Source organism: Plantactinospora sp. A48 (assembly GCF_055793945.1).
In genome coordinates this window covers 1-19,286 of sequence record NZ_JBTIXF010000192.1, presented here as the reverse complement: position 1 = coordinate 19,286, position 19,286 = coordinate 1, and the positions used below count along the sequence as shown (strand labels likewise).

Annotated in this window: 18 protein-coding genes; 14 read left to right on the top strand and 4 right to left on the bottom strand. The window is 73.0% G+C overall.

Annotated elements, in window-relative coordinates:
- Positions 1 to 8 precede the first annotated feature (8 nt).
- Entirely contained in the window at positions 9 to 641 is a 633-nt protein-coding gene (gene upp, locus ACXN5W_RS30920) for a uracil phosphoribosyltransferase (RefSeq protein ID WP_473161904.1), read from the bottom strand.
- A 255-nt stretch (positions 642 to 896) separates the two neighbouring features.
- Between upp and deoC the strand changes: the two genes are divergently transcribed.
- Genes deoC through ACXN5W_RS30905 form a run of 3 tightly spaced genes read left to right on the top strand, consistent with a single transcriptional unit; the run spans position 897 to position 4,340 of the window.
- A complete protein-coding gene (deoC, locus tag ACXN5W_RS30915) occupies positions 897 to 1,997 on the top strand; it encodes a deoxyribose-phosphate aldolase (protein ID WP_473161903.1) in 1,101 nt (366 codons plus the stop codon).
- 2 nt (positions 1,998 to 1,999) lie between these two features.
- The gene (locus ACXN5W_RS30910) at positions 2,000 to 3,436 is read left to right on the top strand and encodes an aldehyde dehydrogenase family protein (RefSeq protein WP_473161902.1); all 1,437 of its coding nucleotides are present in this window, start codon (positions 2,000 to 2,002) and stop codon (positions 3,434 to 3,436) included.
- Positions 3,429 to 4,340: an aldehyde dehydrogenase family protein gene (locus ACXN5W_RS30905; protein ID WP_473161901.1), complete on the top strand. Its 912-nt coding sequence runs from the start codon at positions 3,429 to 3,431 to the stop codon at positions 4,338 to 4,340. The genes ACXN5W_RS30910 and ACXN5W_RS30905 overlap by 8 nt, the downstream gene beginning before the upstream one ends.
- A gap of 53 nt (positions 4,341 to 4,393) precedes the next feature.
- Here ACXN5W_RS30905 and ACXN5W_RS30900 read toward each other — a convergent pair whose 3' ends face one another.
- Positions 4,394 to 4,714 (bottom strand): hypothetical protein, encoded by a 321-nt coding sequence (locus ACXN5W_RS30900; RefSeq protein WP_473161900.1) that lies wholly within the window; start codon positions 4,712 to 4,714, stop codon positions 4,394 to 4,396.
- 268 nt (positions 4,715 to 4,982) lie between these two features.
- On the opposite strand from ACXN5W_RS30900, the gene ACXN5W_RS30895 reads away from it, so the two are divergent.
- The 9 genes from ACXN5W_RS30895 (at position 4,983) to ACXN5W_RS30855 (ending at position 14,208) form a co-directional block, all read left to right on the top strand.
- A complete protein-coding gene (locus ACXN5W_RS30895; protein WP_473161899.1) occupies positions 4,983 to 5,783 on the top strand; it encodes a helix-turn-helix domain-containing protein in 801 nt (266 codons plus the stop codon).
- Positions 5,774 to 5,974: a DUF397 domain-containing protein gene (locus ACXN5W_RS30890; protein WP_473161898.1), complete on the top strand. Its 201-nt coding sequence runs from the start codon at positions 5,774 to 5,776 to the stop codon at positions 5,972 to 5,974. Before ACXN5W_RS30895 ends, ACXN5W_RS30890 begins: the two co-directional genes overlap by 10 nt.
- A gap of 153 nt (positions 5,975 to 6,127) precedes the next feature.
- Positions 6,128 to 6,571 (top strand): BlaI/MecI/CopY family transcriptional regulator, encoded by a 444-nt coding sequence (locus ACXN5W_RS30885; protein WP_473161897.1) that lies wholly within the window; start codon positions 6,128 to 6,130, stop codon positions 6,569 to 6,571.
- A gap of 3 nt (positions 6,572 to 6,574) precedes the next feature.
- Positions 6,575 to 7,480 carry a M56 family metallopeptidase gene (locus ACXN5W_RS30880; protein ID WP_473161896.1) on the top strand — a complete coding sequence of 302 codons (906 nt, stop codon included), beginning with the start codon at positions 6,575 to 6,577 and terminating at the stop codon, positions 7,478 to 7,480.
- Positions 7,481 to 7,612: 132 nt separating this feature from the next.
- A complete protein-coding gene (locus tag ACXN5W_RS30875; protein WP_473161895.1) occupies positions 7,613 to 8,875 on the top strand; it encodes a cytochrome ubiquinol oxidase subunit I in 1,263 nt (420 codons plus the stop codon).
- Positions 8,876 to 8,884: 9 nt separating this feature from the next.
- Positions 8,885 to 9,892 (top strand): cytochrome d ubiquinol oxidase subunit II, encoded by a 1,008-nt coding sequence (locus ACXN5W_RS30870; protein ID WP_473161894.1) that lies wholly within the window; start codon positions 8,885 to 8,887, stop codon positions 9,890 to 9,892.
- Positions 9,889 to 11,589: a thiol reductant ABC exporter subunit CydD gene (gene cydD, locus ACXN5W_RS30865; protein WP_473161893.1), complete on the top strand. Its 1,701-nt coding sequence runs from the start codon at positions 9,889 to 9,891 to the stop codon at positions 11,587 to 11,589. The genes ACXN5W_RS30870 and cydD overlap by 4 nt, the downstream gene beginning before the upstream one ends.
- Positions 11,586 to 13,463, top strand: a complete 1,878-nt coding sequence (cydC, locus tag ACXN5W_RS30860) for a thiol reductant ABC exporter subunit CydC (RefSeq protein ID WP_473161892.1) — start codon at positions 11,586 to 11,588, stop codon at positions 13,461 to 13,463. The genes cydD and cydC overlap by 4 nt, the downstream gene beginning before the upstream one ends.
- 76 nt (positions 13,464 to 13,539) lie before the next feature.
- Complete coding sequence (locus ACXN5W_RS30855; RefSeq protein WP_473161891.1) at positions 13,540 to 14,208, top strand: permease prefix domain 1-containing protein; 669 nt, start codon at positions 13,540 to 13,542, stop codon at positions 14,206 to 14,208.
- Positions 14,209 to 14,268: 60 nt separating this feature from the next.
- Here the strand turns inward: ACXN5W_RS30855 and ACXN5W_RS30850 are convergent, their stop codons facing one another.
- Positions 14,269 to 14,610, bottom strand: coding sequence for a PadR family transcriptional regulator (locus ACXN5W_RS30850; RefSeq protein ID WP_473161890.1), 342 nt, complete (start codon positions 14,608 to 14,610; stop codon positions 14,269 to 14,271).
- Between the two features lie 151 nt (positions 14,611 to 14,761).
- On the opposite strand from ACXN5W_RS30850, the gene ACXN5W_RS30845 reads away from it, so the two are divergent.
- Together ACXN5W_RS30845 and ACXN5W_RS30840 are read left to right on the top strand one after the other, a co-directional pair.
- Complete coding sequence (locus ACXN5W_RS30845) at positions 14,762 to 15,796, top strand: DNA primase (protein ID WP_473161889.1); 1,035 nt, start codon at positions 14,762 to 14,764, stop codon at positions 15,794 to 15,796.
- A gap of 35 nt (positions 15,797 to 15,831) precedes the next feature.
- Complete coding sequence (locus ACXN5W_RS30840; protein ID WP_473161905.1) at positions 15,832 to 18,171, top strand: transposase; 2,340 nt, start codon at positions 15,832 to 15,834, stop codon at positions 18,169 to 18,171.
- Positions 18,172 to 18,584: 413 nt separating this feature from the next.
- Here ACXN5W_RS30840 and ACXN5W_RS30835 read toward each other — a convergent pair whose 3' ends face one another.
- The gene (locus ACXN5W_RS30835; RefSeq protein ID WP_473161888.1) at positions 18,585 to 19,172 is read right to left on the bottom strand and encodes a GTP-binding protein; all 588 of its coding nucleotides are present in this window, start codon (positions 19,170 to 19,172) and stop codon (positions 18,585 to 18,587) included.
- Positions 19,173 to 19,286: the final 114 nt, after the last annotated feature.

The following is a 19,286-nucleotide window of genomic DNA, read 5'->3' as shown; positions in this document are numbered from 1 at the left end:
GGTGGGGGTTAGAAGCGGGGCATGCCGCCGAATTGGCGGTCGCCTGCGTCGCCTAGGCCGGGGACGATGAACCGTCGGTCGTTGAGGCTCTGGTCGAGGGAGGCCGTGACGAGCCGCAGCGGCAGGCCGGACCGTTCGAGTCGCTCGATCCCGGCCGGGGCGGCGAGTACGCAGAGCACGGTGATGTCGGTGCAGCCCCGCTCCGCGAGCAGCCGGCAGCAGTGCTCCAGCGATCCGCCGGTGGCCACCATCGGGTCCAGGACCAGCACCGGAATGCCGGCCAGCTCGGTGGGCAGCGATTCCATGTACGCGCGCGGCTCGAACGTCACCTCGTCGCGGGCCAGCCCGACGAATCCCATGGACGACTCGGGCAGCAGACCGAGGGCCGCGTCCGCCATCCCCAGCCCGGCCCGCAGCACCGGCACCAGCAGCGGCGGATTCGCCAGCCGGGTGCCGTCGGCGGGCGCCACGGGCGTCGTCACCCCGTAACGCTCCACCGGGAACGAGCGGGCCGCCTCGTACACCAGCATGGTGGTGAGTTCGTGCAGCGCGGCCCGGAACGACGCTGAGTCGGTGCGGGCGTCCCGCATCGCGGTGAGCCGCGACTGGGCGAGCGGGTGATCAACAACGAGTACGTCCACGATCGCTCAACCTACGCCACCCGGCGCGACCAGCGGCGCCGGCCGGCAGGATGGCTGGACGGGGCGGGCCGGCGGACCGTCCAGGCCGGCAGACTGGCGGACGGTCCGGACCGTCCCGACGGTCCGGACCGGCGGAGCGTCCGGGCCGGCGGAGCGTCCGGGCCGGTCGCCGGCCGGGTGACGGTCGCGACCGGGCCCAGCCTCTCTACAGTGATCAAGATCACGGGAGGCGCCGGGTGCGTAGACTCTCCCGACATGACGGCAACGACAATCTCGGGCCCGTCCGACCTGTCCGAGCTGGGACGATCCGAGGCGACCCTGCGGACGTTCCTGCACGGCCTACCCGGTGTGGACCAGGTGGGGGCCGAGCAGCGGGCGGCGATGTTGGGCACCCGTTCGATCAAGACCTCGGCCAAGGCGTGGGCGATCGACCTGGCGATCCGGATGGTCGACCTGACCACCCTGGAAGGCGCGGACACCCCCGGCAAGGTGCGGGCGCTGTCCGCCAAGGCGCTGCGGCCCGACCCCGCCGATCCGTCCTGTCCGCACGTCGGCGCCATCTGCGTGTACCCGACGATGGTCCGGTACGCCGCCGAGGTGCTGCGCGCCCCCGGCGCCCAGCAGAACGGCGGTTCCAGCGCTCAGCAGCACGGCGGTTCCGGCACTCAGCAGAACGGCGGTTCCGGCGCTCAGCAGAACGGCGGTTCCGGCACTCAGCAGCACGGCGGTGCCGGCGTACACATCGCGAGCGTCGCCACCGCGTTCCCGTCGGGGCAGGCGCCGCTGGCCGTGAAGATCGCCGACACCGAGGCGGCCGTGGCCGCCGGTGCCGACGAGATCGACATGGTGATCAACCGGGGTGCGTTCCTGTCCGGCCGGTACGCGGAGGTCTTCGAGGAGATCGTCGCCGTCAAGGCCGCGTGCGGCAGCGACGCCGCAGGGCGCCCGCGAGCCCACCTCAAGGTGATCCTGGAGACCGGCGAGCTGGGCACGTACGACAACGTGCGCCGCGCGTCCTGGCTGGCCATGCTCGCGGGCGGCGACTTCATCAAGACCTCCACCGGCAAGGTCCCCACGGCGGCGACCCCGCCGGTGACCCTGATCATGCTGGAGGCGGTGCGGGACTTCCGGGCGGCCACCGGCCGGCAGGTCGGGGTCAAGCCCGCCGGCGGCATCCGGACCAGCAAGGACGCGATCAAGTACCTGGTCATGGTCAACGAGACCGCGGGCGCGGACTGGCTCGACCCGGACTGGTTCCGGTTCGGCGCGTCGTCGCTGCTCAACGACCTGCTGATGCAGCGGACGAAGCTGACCACCGGCAACTACGCCGGCCCCGACTATTTCACAGTGGACTGATCATGGGCCCCTTCGAGTACGCTCCCGCTCCCGAGTCGCGCGCGGTCGTCGACCTGAAGCCGTCGTACGGCCTGTTCGTCGACGGTGAGTTCGTGGACCCGGGCGACGGCGGCAGCTTCAAGTCGATCAACCCCGCCTCCGAGGAGGTGCTGGCCGAGGTCGCCGAGGCCGGACCGCAGGACGTCGACCGGGCGGTGGCCGCCGCCCGTCGGGCGTACGAGCGGGTCTGGGGACCGATGCCGGGTCGGGACCGGGCCAAGTACCTGTACCGGATCGCCCGGATCATCCAGGAGCGCTCCCGCGAGTTGGCGGTGCTGGAGTCGCTGGACAACGGCAAGCCGATCCGGGAGTCCCGGGATGTCGACGTCCCGCTGGTGGCGGCGCACTTCTTCTACTACGCCGGCTGGGCCGACAAGCTGGGTCATGCCGGCTTCGGACCGGACCCGAAGCCGCTGGGGGTGGCCGGTCAGGTCATCCCGTGGAACTTCCCGCTGCTCATGCTGGCCTGGAAGGTCGCGCCCGCGCTGGCCGCCGGCAACACCGTCGTGCTCAAGCCGGCCGAGACCACCCCGCTCACCGCGCTGCTGTTCGCGGAGATCTGCCAGCAGGCCGAGCTGCCGGCCGGGGTGGTGAACATCGTGACCGGCGCCGGCGAGACCGGCCGGGCGCTGGTCGAGCACGGTGACATCGACAAGGTCGCCTTCACCGGCTCCACCGAGGTGGGCCGGCAGATCGCCCGCGCGGTCGCCGGCAGCCGCAAGAAGCTCACCCTGGAGTTGGGCGGCAAGGCCGCCAACATCGTCTTCGACGACGCGCCGATCGACCAGGCCGTCGAGGGCATCGTCAACGGCATCTTCTTCAACCAGGGCCACGTCTGCTGCGCCGGCTCCCGGCTGCTCGTCCAGGAATCGGTGTACGACGAGGTGCTGTCCTCGCTCAAGCGCCGGATGGCCCAGTTGCGGGTCGGTGACCCGCTGGACAAGAACACCGACGTCGGCGCGATCAACAGCGCCGCCCAACTGGACCGGATCCGTGAGCTGTCCGAGGTCGGCTCGGCCGAGGGCGCCGAGCGCTGGTCGCCGCCGTGTGAGCTGCCGGACCGGGGCTTCTGGTTCGCGCCCACGGTCTTCACCGGGGTCACCCAGGCGCACCGGATCGCCCGGGAGGAGATCTTCGGGCCGGTGCTGTCCGTGCTGACCTTCCGCACCCCGGCCGAGGCCGTGGAGAAGGCCAACAACACGCCGTACGGGCTGTCCGCCGGGATCTGGACCGACAAGGGTTCCCGGATCCTGTGGCTGGCCGACCGGCTGCGCGCCGGGGTGGTCTGGGCCAACACGTTCAACAAGTTCGACCCGACCTCACCCTTCGGCGGCTACAAGGAGTCGGGCTACGGCCGCGAGGGCGGCCGGCACGGGCTGGAGGCGTACCTCGATGTCTAAGGAATCGCGGTCCAAGGAATCGCGCACGTCCAGGGATTCGGGCAGGTCCACGGATCCGGTCACGCCGGCACGGGTCGCGGTACGCAAGACGTACAAGCTCTTCATCGGCGGGAAGTTCCCGCGCAGCGAGTCGGGACGGTCGTATCTCGTGGAGACCGCGAACATGTCCGGGGGCGTAAACGTCGCGCTGGCATCCCGCAAGGATGTCCGGGACGCCGTGCTGGCCGCCCGGGGCGCGGTCAAGGGCTGGGCCGGTGCGACCGCGTACAACCGGGGCCAGATCCTCTACCGGGTGGCCGAGATGCTGGAGGGTCGCCGCGACCAGTTCGTCGGGTTGGGCGTACCGGCCGGCGAGGTTGACGCCGCGATCGACCGCTGGGTCTGGTACGCCGGCTGGTCCGACAAGGTCGCCCAGGTGTACGGCGGCGCGAACCCGGTGGCCGGCCCGTACTTCAACCTGTCGGCGCCGGAACCGACCGGCGTGGTCGGGGTGGTCGCCCCGGCCGAACCGACCCTGCTGGGCCTGGTCAGCGTGATCGCCCCGGCCATCGTCACCGGCAACACCGTGGTGGTGCTGGTCGGCGAGTCCGCGCCGCTGCCCGCGGTGACCCTGGCCGAGGTGCTGGCCACCTCCGACCTGCCCGGCGGGGTGGTGAACCTGCTCACCGGCCAGCCCGCCGAGACCGCACCGTGGCTGGCCGCGCACATGGACGTGAACGCGCTGGACCTGAGCGGGGTCACCGACCCGGAGCTGGCGGTGGACCTGGAGGTCAAGGCGGCGGAGAACCTCAAGCGCGTGCTGCGGCCCGCGCCGGCCGACCACGACTGGTACGCCGACCCGGGGCTGGCCCGGATGACCACCCTGCTGGAGACAAAGACGGTCTGGCACCCCAAGGGCCAATGACGCGCTGAAAGGAAGGCCCCCTGTTATCGCTTTTTGTATAGCAGGGGGCCTTCCTAACCGTGCCGGCCGAACCGGCCGGGCGGACGCCGGTCCGGAGCCGGCGGTGCGACGCCGCGAGCCGGGTGGAAGTCGGCCAGGAACCGGCGGTGCAGCGCGGCCACCGACTCGCCGGGAAGATCGCGCACGGCCTCGACGAAGCAGGTGGCCAGGTACAGGATCGCGCCGATCCGGTCCGGTGTCCGGTGCAGCTCGGCCCGCCGGGTGACGCACGGAAACCCCTCGCCGCAGGCCCGGCAGCGCCACCCGGGCCGGTCCGGTACGTGCCCGGTCACCGGGCCCGCTCCGGCCGAACTGGCGGCCAGCGGTCGATACATCCTCGGCCGAACCGCCATCGCAGGCCACAGCGGCAGCGCCGCGAGAAAAGATGCCGGCGTCGGTGCATGGTCCACCTCCTCGGGTTGGAACGGGCCGCCCGTACGGGGAATGGGCGGCCCCGGCGGTTCCGCCCAGCCGGTTGCCGACGGCCCGAACGATCCCGATGCGTGACAGTCTGCCGAGAGCGCGACTACTTTCTGAAGTCATCGGCACTACACGGACCGGCCGTACCGGTCGGCTGGTTTTCACGTACGGGAGGGTGCGGAAGTGGACCGACTGCCCATGGTGGACCTGTTCGCCGGCGAGTTACGGCGGCTGCGGACCGAGGCCAGCCTCTCGCAGGACGAACTGGGTCAGCGGATCGGCTATTCGGCGTCCCTGGTCGCGGCCGTCGAACAGTGCCGCCGGCCACCACGCGAGGAGTTCGCCCAGCGGTGCGATCTGGCCCTGGAGACGGGCGGTCTGCTCGGCCGGATCCGCGCCAGCATCGTCCGGGAGTCGGTCCTGCCGTGGTTCCGGGAGTGGGTGACGATCGAGCAGGAGGCGACCGTACTGCGCAGCTTCGAGCCGACGATCCTGCCCGGACTGCTCCAGACCGAGGCGTACGCCCGGGCGCTTTACACGGGCGCGGCGCGGCTCTACGGCGCGGACATCGAGCAGCCGCTCGCCGCACGGATGGCCCGGCAGGGGGTGCTGACCCGGGAGCGCCCGCCGCTGTTCGTGGCCGTGTTCGACCAGACCGCCCTGGAACGACCGATCGGCGGCGGCGACGTGCTGCGGGAGCAACTGCTGCACCTGCTGGACGTGGGGGAACGGCCCCGGATCCAGCTCCAGGTGGTGCCGGCCGGGACGGGCGCGTACCCCGGGCTGAACGGCGCGTTCGTGATCGCGACTCCGGCCGAGGGCGGCGACGTGGCCTATCTGGACAACGCATTGACGGGCACCGTCGTCGAGCGGGCGGCGGACGTACACTCGCTCAAGGAGACCTGGGAATGCATCCGGGCCGAGGCTTTGCCCCACGGGCAGACCATGAAGATGATCTCGGAGGCGGCGCAGAGATGGATCTGACGGGTGCCCGCTGGCGCAAGAGCAGCCGGAGCAGCGGCAACCAGGGCAACTGCGTCGAGGTGGCCGACAACCTGCCGCGCGTCGTGGGCGTCCGGGACTCCAAGGACCCGGCCGGCCCGGTCCTCGTGTTCACCCCCGGAGCCTGGCGAGGGTTCGTCGACCTGGCCAAGCGGAGCGGCCCCGTCGACTGACCGACCGGCCTTTCCGAGACCGACCGGCCTTTCCGAGACCGACCGGCTTTTCCGAGACCGGCCGACCTCCCGAGACCGACCGGCCGTCCAAGATCACGGATAGGCGACGCAGCTCACCGGCCGTCCGCCTACTACGCCTAGTAGGATTGGGGCGTGACGCGGTTGGGTGATCTCGAACGAGCGGTGATGGATGTGCTCTGGGACCGGAGTCCCGGCGAGGGCACCGGGGTCACCGTCCGCGAGGTCGCCGAGGCGCTGACCGATCGCGAGTTGGCGTACACCACCGTGATGACCGTGCTGGACCGGTTGGCGGGCAAGGGCATGGTGCAGCGGGAGCGCGAGGGGCGGGCCTGGAGCTACCGGCCCGCGGCCAGTCGTGAGGCACACATCGCGCAGCTCATGCTGGAAGCGCTGGACCTGGCCGGCGAGCCGGCGCCCGGCCAGCGCGGCGGAACCGACCGGCCGGGCCGGGGCGCCGGTAACGACCGGGCGGGCCGGGGCGCCGCCCTGGTCCGGTTCGCCCGCTCGGTCACCGGAACCGAGGCGGAGATCCTGCGGGCGGCGCTCACCGATCAGGCAGCGGACCGGAAAGACTGACCGATGGTCCACGCCGCCCACTTCGCCGTCACCGCGCTGGCCTGCTATCTCGCCGCCCACGCGCTGAGCCGGGCCGCCTGGGTCGCCCGCAGCCCCCGGGTGGCGATCCTGTGCTGGCAGGCGATCGGGTTGGCCGTCGGACTGTCCGCGATCGGGCTGCCGATCGCGCTGGGTCTGGCCCCGTACCACCGGGGCACCGGCCGGGCCCTGCTGGCGCTGCTGGGCGACCTGGCCGGCGGTCGACTGCCGGTGGGTCTCACCGTGGTGCACCTCGGCCTGGTCGGCATCGGCTTCGGCGTGGGCACCGTGCTGCTCACCTCCACCGCCCGCAGCGTGCTGGCCGCCGCCAAGGTCCGGCGCCGGCACCGTGACCTGCTCAATCTGGTCGCCCGGAACGATCCGGCGGCACCGGGCGCACTGGTGCTGGACCATCCGAGCGCCGCGGCGTACTGCCTGCCCGGCGTCCGCCCCCGGGTGGTGGTCAGCGCCGGCACCCTCAGCCTGCTCGACGGGTCCGAGTTGGCCGCCGTACTCAGCCACGAGCGGGCGCACGCCGAGGAGCGGCACGACCTGGTGCTGCTGCCGTTCACCGCGCTGTGCCGGGCGCTGCCGTGGCTGCGCTGGGTACACCGGGCCCAGCGCCGGGTGGCGCTGCTGGTCGAGATGCGCGCCGACGACCGGGCCCGCCGGCAGCACAGCGACGGGTCGCTGGCCGCAGCCCTGGTGCGGTTCGCGACGGCCGGCCCGCGCACCGCGCCCGCCGGGGCGCTCGGCCTCGCCGATCGGGACCTCACGGCCCGGTTGGAACGGCTGCTGGTGAGCGGCCGTCCGCCGCTGGTGGTGCGTACCCTCGCGCTGGCCGCCGCCGGCACGCTGCTCGCGGCGCCGGTCAGCCTGTTCCTGAGCTGACCCGACCCCACCTTCCGAACCGATCCGGGCCAACCCGTACCGTCTTCTACGACAGAACGTAGTAGACATATGTAGCGAGCTAACATGTAGGCTAGCTATGACAAGTGAGCCAACACCCCTCGGACGGTCGTCATGGATCCCCTCCTGCTCGCCCGATTGCAGTTCGCGACAACCACCTCGATCCACTTCCTGTTCGTGGTGGTCACCCTCGGGTTGGTGACCCTGCTGGTCGGGTTGCAGACCGCCTGGCTGGTCACCGGAAAGGCGAAGTACGAGCGCCTGACCCGGTTCTGGGGCACGCTCTACGTGCTCAACTACGTGCTCGGCATCGCCACGGGCATCGTGATGGAGTTCCAGTTCGGGCTGAACTGGAGCGGCCTGTCGCGGTACGTCGGCAACGTCTTCGGCGCCCCGCTGGCGATGGAGACGCTTGTCGCGTTCTTCCTCGAATCCACCCTGCTCGGCATGTGGATCTTCGGCTGGCACCGGCTCCGCCGGGGCGTACATCTCGCCCTGCTCTGGGGGGTCGCCATCACGGCGTACCTGTCGGCCTTCTGGATCATGGTGGCGAACGCCTGGCTGCAACACCCGGTCGGCTACGAGCTGCGGGACGGGGTGGCGCAACTCACCGACTTCGGGGCGCTGCTGACCAACCCCACCCTCGGGATGGCCTTCGGGCACGTGGTGGCCGCCGCACTGACCACGGGTGGGACGTTGATGGCCGCCGTCAGCGCCTGGCACCTGCTCCGGCGTACCCCCGATCACGCGCTGTTCCGCACCTCGCTGCGGATCGGCCTGGTCACCACGGCGCTCGCGGTGACCGCCCTCCAGGGGTTCGGCTTCGCCCAGTTCGGCCCGGTCGGTGCGGTCCAGCCGACCAAGTTCGGTGGTGGCCCCGAGCGGGACGCGATGGTGGCCGAGTGGACGGCCCGGTTCGGGCCGGCCGACTACACCCCGCCGGCGCTGTCGGGCGTGAGCCTGGGCTTCATGATCCTGATCGGTTTCACCCTCGGCTGTGCCTGGCTGCTGCTGCCCCTGCTGTGGCGGGACTGGATCATCCGGCTCCGCTTCCCGCTCTGGCTGATCCTGCTGGCCGTCCCGCTGCCGTTCGTGGCGGTCATCCTCGGCTGGCTGGCCCGTGAGGTCGGCCGGCAGCCCTGGGCCGCGTACGGCCTGTTGCGGGTGGACGACGCCGTCTCGGGGGTCAGCGGCGGCGTGATGCTCGCCTCGTTCCTCGGCTTCGCCCTGCTGCTCGGCACCCTCGCCGTGACCAACTGGGTCCTCTTCGTCCGGCACGCCGGCCGGGGCGCCCACGACCTCGCCCTCGGCCGTCCGCCCGCGGCCGCCGAGGACATCCCACCGACCTGGGCCGACGAGCCGCTGATCGCCAGGTAGGAGCCGGGCATGGAAATCTTCTGGTACGTCCTGCTGGGGCTCTTCTTCGCCAGCTACCTGGTGCTCGGCGGAACCGACTACGGCGTCGGGCTGTCGCTGGCCGCCGGCGGCGACCCGGGCACCCGGCGGCGGGCACTCACCGCACTCGGCCCGTTCTTCCTCGGCAACGAGGTCTGGCTGGTCGCCGCCGTGGGCATCCTGTTCGGCGCCTTCCCGCCGCTGGAGGGCGAACTGCTCTCCGGGCTGTACCCGGCGCTCGGGCTGGCGCTGGCCGGCGTGATCCTGGTCACCGCCAGCGTGCAACTGCGCAGCCGTCCCATCGGGGAGCACGGCCGGGCCCGGTGGGACCGGATCGTCCCGGTCGGTAGCGCGCTCGCCGCGCTGGGCTGGGGCGCGGTGCTCGCCGGCCTGCTCCAGGGCGTACCGCTGGCCGCCGGGGGCCGGGTGACCGGGGTCGGTGAGCTGTTCACCCCGTTCGTGGCGGCCGGTGCGCTGGTGGTGCTGGCCCTGGTCGCCGTACACGGGGCCGTCTTCCTGGCGCTGCGGCTGCCGGAACCGGCGGCCACCGCGGCGGGTGGACGGGCCGGCCGGCTCGTACCGGTCGCCCTGGCCGCGATCGCGGCGGCCACCGTCGTGGGCCTGGCCTCCGAGGGGGTACGGCAGACCGTGCGGCAACCACTGGCCGCCCTCGCGCTGCCGGTGCTGCTCGGCGGCCTGCTGCTGGCGGTGCGGGCGGCGCTGCGGGCGAGGCGACCCGGACTGGCCTTCGCCGGCTCGGCGCTGACGCTCGCCCTGCCCGTCTTCGCGGTGGCCGCGAGCAACTGGCCGTACGCGCTGGTCTCCAGCGCCGACCCGGCGGCGAACCTGACTGTGACGCAGGCCGCCGCGAGCGACCCCACGTTGCGGTTGCTGAGCCTCGTCGCGATCCCCCTGCTGCCGGCACTACTAGGCTTTCAGGCGATGTGCTGGTGGGTGTTCCGCGGACGGGTCGACGGTCGGGCTCCGGTGTACTGGTGAACCGGCGACCGTTCGACCCCCGACTGCTGCGCCGGGTCCCCGCGACCCGGCGCCAGTTGGCGTTGCTCGCGGTTCTCGGCGTACTCACCGCCGGGGCGATTCTCGCCCAGGCCACCGCGCTCGCCGCCGCGCTGGCGGCCGGCGCCGACGGACGGCTCGACCGGGCCGCGCTGGCCGGCTTCGTGGCCGCCGTCGGCGGCCGGGCCGCCCTGGCCTGGGCCCAGGGCGTGGTGGCGGCCCGGATGGCCGCGACGGTCAAGGCCGCCCTGCGGGCCGACCTGCTCGGCACGGTCGCCCGGCGCGGACCGACCTGGCTGGCCGGCCAGCACGCGGGCCGGCTGGCCACCCTGGCCGGCCGGGGTCTGGACGCGCTGGACGCCTACTTCACCGGATACCTGCCGCAGCTCGTGTTGAGCGTCACGGTGCCGGTCGCCGTGCTGGGCCGGCTGGCGCTGGCCGACTGGACCTCGGCGCTGATCATCGCGGTGACGCTGCCGCTCATCCCGGTCTTCGGCGCACTGCTCGGCTGGCAGGCCCAGGCGGCCACCGAGCGCCAGTGGCGGCGGTTGACGCTGCTCGGCGGGCACTTCCTGGACATGGTGACCGGGCTGCCCACGCTCCGGGTCTTCGGCCGGGCGCGGGCGCAGGTGGGCGTGGTCCGCCGGATGGCCGACGGGCACCGGGTCGCCACCATGAAGACGCTGCGGATCGCCTTCCTCTCCGGGCTGGTGCTGGAACTGGTCGCCACCCTGTCGGTCGCCCTGGTGGCGGTGCCGATCGGGCTGCGCCTGCTGGGCGGTGGGATCGCGCTGTCGACGGCGCTGCTGGTGCTGCTGCTGGCCCCCGAGGCGTACCTGCCGTTGCGCTCGGCCGGTAGCCGGTTCCACGCCAGCATGGAAGGGCTCACGGCGCTCGACGAGGCGCTCACCCTGTCGACCCCGGATCAGGGGAAGGTCCCGTCAGCCCCGGAACCGGGAAGGGCCACGGTCGCCGGTCCAGGCCACCCCGTTCCGGCGCCGGGCGAGATCCGCTTCGAGGGCGTCACCGTCGCGTACGACCGGACCGTCGCCCTGCGCGACGTGTCCCTGACCATCCGCCCGGGAGAGCGACTCGCGGTGGTCGGACCGAGCGGCGCGGGCAAGAGCACGCTGCTCGCCCTGCTGCTCGGGTTCGTCCCACCCACCTCGGGCCGGGTCACCGTGGCCGGCGTCGACCTCGCCGGGGCCGACCTCGACGCCTGGCGCCGGTACGTCGCCTGGGTTCCCCAGCGGGCCCACCTGTTCGCCAGCTCGCTGGCCGACAACATCCGGCTGGGCGCCCCCGACGCGCCGGAGCACGCCGTGACCACGGCCGTCCGCGCGGCGGCACTCGACAAGGTCGTGGCGGACCTGCCCGCCGGCCTGGACACCCGGCTCGGCGAGCGCGGCCACGGGCTTTCCAGCGGTCAGCGGCAGCGGGTGGCACTGGCTCGGGCCTTTCTCCGGGACGCGCCCCTGGTGCTGCTCGACGAACCGACAGCCCGGCTGGACGGCGCGTCCGAGGAGGCCGTGCTGACCGCCACCCGGCGACTGATCGCCGGCCGGACCGCGCTGTTGGTGGCGCACCGCCCGGCGCTGCTGCGCGAGGTCGACCGGATCATCCGGGTCGAGAACGGCCGGGTCATCGAGCTGACCCGGGCGGCGGGGGTGATCCGATGAGCCACCACGAACCGCATTGGCTGGGGCCGGAGCGGGTGGTCCTGCGGCTGGCCCGGCCCTATCTGGGCCGGCTGGTCGGCGCGGGACTACTGGCCGCCGGCACCGAGCTGGCCGGCCTGGTGCTGATGGCCACCGCCACCTGGCTGCTGATCCGGGCGGCCGGCCGGCCGCCGTTGGACGCGCTGACCGTCGCCATCGTGGCGGTCCGCGCGCTGGCCATCGGGCGGGGCGTGCTGCGCTACACGGAGCGGTTGGCCGGACACGACGCGACGTTACGGATCCTCACCGACGTCCGGGCGGCGATCTTCGGCACCCTCGTCGACCACCCCGGAACCGACGCGGGGCGGTCCGGGTCAGACGGGCGGCCCGGGTCCGACGTCGCGCGGTCCGGAACCGACGCGGAGCGGTCCGGGTCCGACCGGCGTACCGGAGACACGCTGAGCCGGCTGGTCTCCGACGTGGAGGCGGTGCAGGACCTGCTGCTCCGGGTGCTGGTCCCCGGGGCCGCCGCCGGCCTGGTGGCCGTCCTCTCGGTCGCCGGCGCCGCCGCGATCTCGCCGCCGGCCGGCGGTGCGCTGGCGGCGGGGCTGCTGTTGGCGGCGGTCGTCCTGCCCGTCCTGGCCACGGCGCTGACCCGCCGCGCCGCGGCCGAGGTGGCACCGCTGCGCGGGGAACTCGCGGCCGACGCCGTTGACCTGACGCACGGTGCCGCCGATCTCGCGGCGTTCGGCGCGACCGGGGCGGCGCTGGACCGGGCGGCACGCCGGGCCGGGCGGCTGGCCGGACTCGAACGCCGGTTGGCCCTGGCCGGTTGGGCGGTGGACGGGCTCGGCGTACTGGTGGCGGGCGCGACCAGCGCGGCGCTGGTGCTCGTCGGGTCGCGTGCCGGGCTGTCCGGGGTGCTGATCGGGGTGCTGGCTGTCGGCGGCCTGGCCGCCGTCGAGTCCGCGCTGGCCCTGGTGGGTGCCGCCCGGCAGTGGACCCAGCTGCGTACCGGGCTGCGCCGGGTGGCCGCGCTGCTCCCGGCCGATCTGCCGACCGATCTCCCGGCGCAGCCGGCCGAAGCCGGGGCGGCGCCCGGAGACTGGACGCCGCCGGAAGGCAGCCGGCCGGGCCACCGGCTCCGGCTGGACGGGGTACGGGTCCGCTACCGCGCCGACGGGCCCGAGGTGCTGGCCGGGGTCGATCTTGACCTGTCGCCGGGCCGGCGGGTGGCCGTGGTCGGGCCGAGTGGCGCGGGCAAGAGCACCCTGCTGGGTGTGCTCACCGGAACGGTGCGGCCCTCGGCCGGACGAGCGACGCTGGACGGCGCGGACCTCTCGACGTACCCGCCGGAGCGGTTGTCCGGGCTGGTGGGCGGGCTGCTGGCCGACGCGCATGTGTTCCACGCCTCGTTGCGGGACAACCTGCTGCTCGGCCGGCCCGACGCGACGGAAACGCAGCTCAGGATGGCTGCCGCCACGGCCGGCCTGCTGGCCTGGGTGACGGACCAGCCCGACGGCTGGGACACCATCCTGGGCGAGGACGGTGGTCAGCTCTCCGGTGGGCAGCGGCAGCGCGTCGCCCTCGCCCGGGCGCTGCTCGCCGCCCCGGCCGTCCTGTTGCTCGACGAACCGACCGAGGGTCTGGATCCGGTGGCCGCGGATCAGGTGCTCGACGCGGTGGGCCGGGCGATCGAGCCCGGACACTCGATCGTGCTGGTCACCCACCGGCTGCGCGGGCTCGACGGATACGACGAGATCCTGGTCCTCGACGGCGGACGGGTGAGGCAGCGCGGCCGGCACGCCGAACTACGTGACACACCGGGCTGGTACCGGGACCGGTGGCTGGCCCAGGACGCCGCCGAGGGCCACTATCTGGCGCTGAACTTCTGAACCCGGGCGCGGATCAGGGGCGACCTCGGGGAAATCGCCGGAAGCGGCGGGGGGCCTGAGCTGGCATGCTGGCGACATGCCGGTCCGCGAGGCGAATCTCATCGACGAGTACGTGCGTACCCTGCGCGGCCAGCTGCACGGTCCGGCGCGGCTGAAGGACGACCTCCTGATCGAGGTCCGGGACGGCCTCGGTGACGCCGCCGAGGGCTACCGGGACGCCGGCCTGCCACCCGACGAGGCGCAGCGGTACGCCGTGGCGGAGTTCGGTCCGGCCCCACAGATCGCCCGGGAGTACCAGACCGAACTGGCCGCGCACTCGGTGCGTACGCTGGCCCGCCGCACGCTCGGCGCCGCGCTGCTGCTGCTCAGCTGCGGCGACCTGGTGTGGCGTGGCGCTCCCTGGGCCGTCGCCGTGCCCCCGCACGAATATCTGCTGGTCTCCATCGGGGTCAACGTGGTGTGGCTGGTGACCGGGCTCATCGCGCTGGGCAGCGTCGGTGGCCTCGCCTGGGCGGCGCGGCGGCCGTCCAGCGCGCCGCCCTGGCTGCCCCGGGTCGCGGCGTACGGCCTCACCGCCGGCCTGGCCGGCACCATGGTCAACGGAATGCTGCTCTGGATCTGGTCGGTGTGCCTGTGGCCGGCCGCGCTGTCGTGGCCGCCGATGCTCATCGGCATCGTCCTGCTCACCGCCGCCTACGGCTGGCTGGCCGGCGGCGTACGCGGCTGCCTGCTCGCCATCCGCTGAATCCCGCCCACCGCAGCGACGCGGCCGGCCCGGATCGGGCCGGGCGGGGAGCGGATCGGCTCAGGCCGGGGCGACGGACGGTGGCTCGTCACCAAGGAACGCCTGGACGGTGGCCTGGAACTCGCGCCAGCCGGCCCGTTCCCCGGCCAGCGCCCGTCGGCCGCCGCCGGTCAACCGGTACGTCCGGCGCTGCCGGCCGTTGACCGTGCTCCAGTCGCTGGCCACGTAACCGGCCCGCTCCAGCCGGCGCAGCGCCGGATAGACCGTGCCGGTGGGCAGGTCCAGGGTGCCGCCGCTGCGGGTCTTGAGCGCCTCGATGACGGCGTAGCCGTGCAGCGCGTCGGCGTCGAGCACCGCGAGCAGGAGCGCGTCGAGGTGGCCGTGCAGTGCCTGCGCCTTCATAGGTAGTAAGGCTACTAGTGATTCGACGGAACTCCAACCGGGTGCGGGCGCGCCATCGGCGGGCGGGACCACTAGGGTATGTGCGCAGAGTCACCGGTCGGACGGTCTGTTCGATCGACTCGCATGAAACCGAGCGCACACGGAGGTCATCGTGGCCCGCCAGTCGTCCAACCGGTCCGGCGCCGACGAGCCGGACAGCGAACTCCTCGGCGATCCGGCTGCCGCCGGTTCCACCGAGGTCGAGCCCGCCGCCCTGTCCGGCGAGGATTCCGACCGCCTGGAGCCGGAGGACGCGGTCGACGCCGAGGCCGACCGGTCGCTGTGGGCGGATCTCGACATCACGCCCGTCGAGATCGCCCTGCCCGGCGGAGCCGGGTTCACCTTGCGGGCGTACCGGATGTCCGACCAGCTCACTCCCACGGACGTCAGCGAGCGCGACCTCGACGACCCGTTCGCCGCCCGCCGGCTGACCCCGGACCCGGACGCCGAGACGGTGCTGCTCGACGACGAGTTCGCCGAGGAGTTGGCGGCGGCCGAGGACGACGACCGGCCGGTCCGGGCCCGCCGCGGCCGGACCGCCGACGACGAGGACGCCGACGATCTCGACGCCGATGACGTCGACGCGGAGGAGGCCGAGGACCCCGACGCCGAGGGCGCCGAGGCGCTCGCCGAGGAGGAGCTGGCCGAGGAACCGGAGCCCGAGGAGGTACCGGTCTTCCTCAGCCACCAGGGTCGGCTGCTGCTGTTCAAGACGCCCGAGTCGCTCGTGGACTTCGTCAAGTCGGGCGCGCCCAACGACCTGGCCCAGTTGGACAACTGGGACGAGCTGGTCCGGCGGTTGACCGCGGCGGATGTCGTACCGCTGGAGGACGACTCCTACGAACTCGATCTCGTCGTCGAGAACCTACGTGGCGGACATGACACCTGGGACGCCCCGCTGCTCATCAAGGCAGGTGAGGCGGCCCGTGACCTGGCGTACGCGCTGCGCCTGCCATCGGTGCTGGACATGTTGTCAGCCGGGTCCAGCCTGGACGACCTCGACGAGGCGCTACGGTCGACGGTGAACGGCGGCCTCGGCGGCTTCCGGGGTCGCCGACGGCTCCGGAAGATCGGGGCACAGACCGCGAGTCTCGGTTGGCGCACGATTATCGGCAAGATCTCTGCCGCCGTGGACTGGCGCGACTGACGCTGAGCAGGGAGCATCAGTCTTTGGCACACGTCGTGTCAGGGGAGGGGGACGACCACGTGGCGCTCGTGCGGGTGTACTGCGGTCTGGCCTTGGCAGATCGGACCGCTGAACCGGCCCTGGCCGGGCCGGCGCTGACCGCTGCCGTGGTCGACGACGCGGGCCGGTTGCTGCACGTCTGTGAAGTCGGCGACGATCCGGAGGGCTATGCCCGACTCGGCGCGTTGCTGGCGGAACGGTCGAGCGGCCCCGGCGACGTGGCGGTGGCCGCCGACAGCGACGATCATCTGATCGTCTCGCTGCTCGGCGCGGCCGGCCGGCCACTCGCCGTCGCCGACGACGACTCGGTGGACGACTTCGCCGAGCGGTTCGCCGACGACGACTCCATCGAGGAGATGCAGTCGCCACCCGCCGAACGGCGAGCGGTCGGCCTCGCTCGGGCGCTGCAGGCCGGGGCGCTCTCCGCCACGACGATGGTGACCCCTCGCGATCTGATCGAGTACAAGCCGGTCCTCGCCGCCCACGCGGCGCTGGCCGCCGGCCGGCACTCGGCCGCCGCAGCGCTGCGGGAGGTGCTCCGCGACCTCTACCCGGCGGCGCTGCGCGCGTACCCGGATCCGGCCGACCCGGTCGCCCTCGCGGTCCTGGACGCGCTCCCCGAACCCGGCATGCTGGGCGCCGGCGGGCGGGGCCGGACCACGACGGTGGCGACCGAGACCATCGTCGCGCACCTCGCCGCCGACCGGGTCGCCGAACCCGCCGTGCTCGAGGACGCGGTCACCGCGCTACGGGTGGCGATCACCGAAACCCCTCGCCGGTGGAGCAGCAACAAGGACATCGTCTCGGCCGCGGCGGAGACGGTGCGGCAGGCCGTCGCCGCCGTACGGGCCTGTGACACCGGCTGCGCCGCCCTGGTCGGCGCGCTGGCGGACCGGGTGTCCCCGGCGCCGGTCAGGTCCACCAGCCGGGTCGGTCGGCGGGCCGCGGTCGAGCAGTCGACCGAGATCTCGGCGCCGGCCGTCATCACCGGAGGGCGTGCCCAACGGCGACAGGCCGAGCAGGAGCCGGCGCCCGTGGTCGGTCGACGCCGGCAGCCGGAACCGGTCACCACCACCCTGCCGCCGGCCCGGCCACGTCCGCTGGGACCGCCGCCGGTCGCGCCGGCCCCGGTGACCCCACCGCCGAGCGCCCCTCGTCCGAGTATCGCGCCGGCCGCCTCGACCGGTACCCCGGCGCCGACCCGCGCTCCGGCGGCCGACCGGAACCCGCCGCCCTACCGACCGGAGGCCCCGGCGAGTCGTCCGGTCTCGGCTCCTCCCCCACCACCGCCCGGCATGACGCCGATGACGCCGGGCCAGCGTGGCGGACGTCCGCCCGCCGAAATCGGGGAGCCTTTCCGGGCCACCCTCACCACCGCCGCGATCAACAGCGCCCGGGCCGAACGCCAACGCCCGACGCCGATCCCGCCGCGCCCGGCCCGGCAGTCGACGCCGACGCCAGCCACCGGCGGTTTCGACGCGACCGATCTGAGTCTGCCCGTTCCCGCCGCCCGGCCCGCCCCCGAACCACAGGCACCGCCCGGATCGCGGGCCAACTGGCCGCTGGTCAACACCGACGACGACCGCGCCGAGCCGCCCGCGCGCCGGGAGCCGGCCTTCCCGTACGCGGACGCCCACCGGGATGAGCCGACCGGCGGATCCAACAGCGGACGGGTTCCACCGCCGTGGCTCGCCGACGACCTGCCACCCGAGCCGCCCATGCTGCGCCTGGTCGAACCGCCGCCGCTGGCGGACCGGGCGCTGCGGGAGGAGCCGGCTCGCCGGCCACAACCGCCGGCCGAGGCGCCACCGCTGCGCCTCGTGGAGCCGGAGCCGATGCCGATGCCGACCAGGCAGGCCAGGAACCCTCTCGGCGCGTCCAGCATCGCCCAGCTGCCGGTGTCGGATGAGGGCGACGGGGACCTGCTGATCTTCGCGGCGACCAGGTCAGCCTGGTTCACCGGCCACCCCGACGAGGAGGAGATCGCCTGGTCGTCGACCGCCGACTCGGGTTGGCGGGCCGCCGAACAGGCCGCCGAGCCGTCCGTAGGCGCGGAGACCAACGCCGGGCTGCCCAAACGGGTGCCGCAGGCGAACCTCGTACCCGGCTCACCGCTGCGCGAGGAACGCCCACTCCGGATCGTCCGCGATGCGGCGAGCCTGGCGGAGAACACCACCGGCTACTTCCGCGGCTGGCGTCGGGGCCAGGAGATCGGTGGGTACGCGGTCGGTGGCCGACCGGGGCGCGAGGCCGCCGGCGGTTGGGACTTCACCCGCGAGCAGAACGAGGCCGACCGCGACTATCAGTACCGTTCTTCGGCGGCCTACCGCTCCTAGGGTGTCTCGTGGGTCTCTGCGGAGCGAGGTGGGGTCCGGGCGGGCGTCGCCCGGACCTCCCACAGCCCGCATGTAGATCCACGAGACACCCCCGGTACCGCGACTGCGGGCCGTAGTTCATCGTCGGTCGCGGGCTCGTTGGTTCCTTGTGGTGCCCGGCGCGGCCCGTCCGTGGCCCGTCGCGGTCTCTCCGGCGACGGTCACACCTTTTCAGCGCCCGCCATACCCGACAGGCATGAATATGACTCTCAGGTATGGGGTGCCGTGCGAGTAGGTCAACGACGCCTGGTCCAACGTCAACCGGACGGAGACCGCCACCCTTGCGGCGGGCACGCGAACAGCACGGATCGGCCGCCCGGCCTCTTGCTTGCCAGGCGGTCGATCCGTGCCGTTCGGGTCAGCGGGTCCGGCGGTCAGGCCGGCGCGACCGCACGGGACCGGCGCATCGTCAGCACGTACTCGACCAGCGAGATGAGCACGTGCTTCGTGGAATCCCGGTTCCGGGCGTCACACGCGACCACCGGCACATCGTTCGAGATGGCCAGGGCCTCGCGCACGTCCTGCGGATCGTGGTACTGCATCCCGTCGAAGCAGTTGATGGCCACCAGGTACGGCAGCCGTCGGTGCTCGAAGAAGTCGATGGCCGCAAAACAGTCGGCCAGCCGACGGGTGTCGACCAGGACGACCGCACCGATCGCGCCCCGCACCAGTTCGTCCCACATGAACCAGAACCGCGTCTGGCCGGGGGTACCGAAGAGGTAGAGGATCAGATCCCGGTCGATTGAGATACGACCGAAGTCCATCGCGACCGTCGTGGTCGTCTTGCCCGGCACCTGTCGGGTGTCGTCGACGCCGACACCCGCCGACGTCATGATTGCTTCGGTGGTCAGCGGCGTGATCTCCGAGACCGAACCGACCAGCGTCGTCTTGCCGACGCCGAACCCACCGGCGATGACAATCTTCGCCGATGTCACGCGCCCCGCCATCGGGCGGTGCGACATGTCAGAGACTGTCGGGTAACTGGGCAGCTACGTGGTGAGAAGTCGTTCGGCGTTGATGCGTTGGGCGGCTTGCCGCTCGGTGGAGTTGTTCCAGCGAGTCGTCTGACGGGCCAG

What these genes read in the sequence shown, in the direction of transcription:
- ACXN5W_RS30880 (WP_473161896.1), top strand. Translation starts at nt 6,575, where the DNA reads ATGGTCCACGCCGCCCACTTCGCCGTCACCGCGCTGGCCTGCTATCTC.
- ACXN5W_RS30910 (WP_473161902.1), top strand. Translation starts at nt 2,000, where the DNA reads ATGGGCCCCTTCGAGTACGCTCCCGCTCCCGAGTCGCGCGCGGTCGTC.
- deoC (WP_473161903.1), top strand. Translation starts at nt 897, where the DNA reads ATGACGGCAACGACAATCTCGGGCCCGTCCGACCTGTCCGAGCTGGGA.
- ACXN5W_RS30890 (WP_473161898.1), top strand. Translation starts at nt 5,774, where the DNA reads ATGGATCTGACGGGTGCCCGCTGGCGCAAGAGCAGCCGGAGCAGCGGC.
- ACXN5W_RS30900 (WP_473161900.1), bottom strand. Translation starts at nt 4,714, where the DNA reads ATGTATCGACCGCTGGCCGCCAGTTCGGCCGGAGCGGGCCCGGTGACC.
- ACXN5W_RS30850 (WP_473161890.1), bottom strand. Translation starts at nt 14,610, where the DNA reads ATGAAGGCGCAGGCACTGCACGGCCACCTCGACGCGCTCCTGCTCGCG.
- ACXN5W_RS30875 (WP_473161895.1), top strand. Translation starts at nt 7,613, where the DNA reads ATGGATCCCCTCCTGCTCGCCCGATTGCAGTTCGCGACAACCACCTCG.
- ACXN5W_RS30905 (WP_473161901.1), top strand. Translation starts at nt 3,429, where the DNA reads ATGTCTAAGGAATCGCGGTCCAAGGAATCGCGCACGTCCAGGGATTCG.
- ACXN5W_RS30835 (WP_473161888.1), bottom strand. Translation starts at nt 19,172, where the DNA reads ATGTCGCACCGCCCGATGGCGGGGCGCGTGACATCGGCGAAGATTGTC.
- ACXN5W_RS30870 (WP_473161894.1), top strand. Translation starts at nt 8,885, where the DNA reads ATGGAAATCTTCTGGTACGTCCTGCTGGGGCTCTTCTTCGCCAGCTAC.
- ACXN5W_RS30855 (WP_473161891.1), top strand. Translation starts at nt 13,540, where the DNA reads ATGCCGGTCCGCGAGGCGAATCTCATCGACGAGTACGTGCGTACCCTG.
- cydC (WP_473161892.1), top strand. Translation starts at nt 11,586, where the DNA reads ATGAGCCACCACGAACCGCATTGGCTGGGGCCGGAGCGGGTGGTCCTG.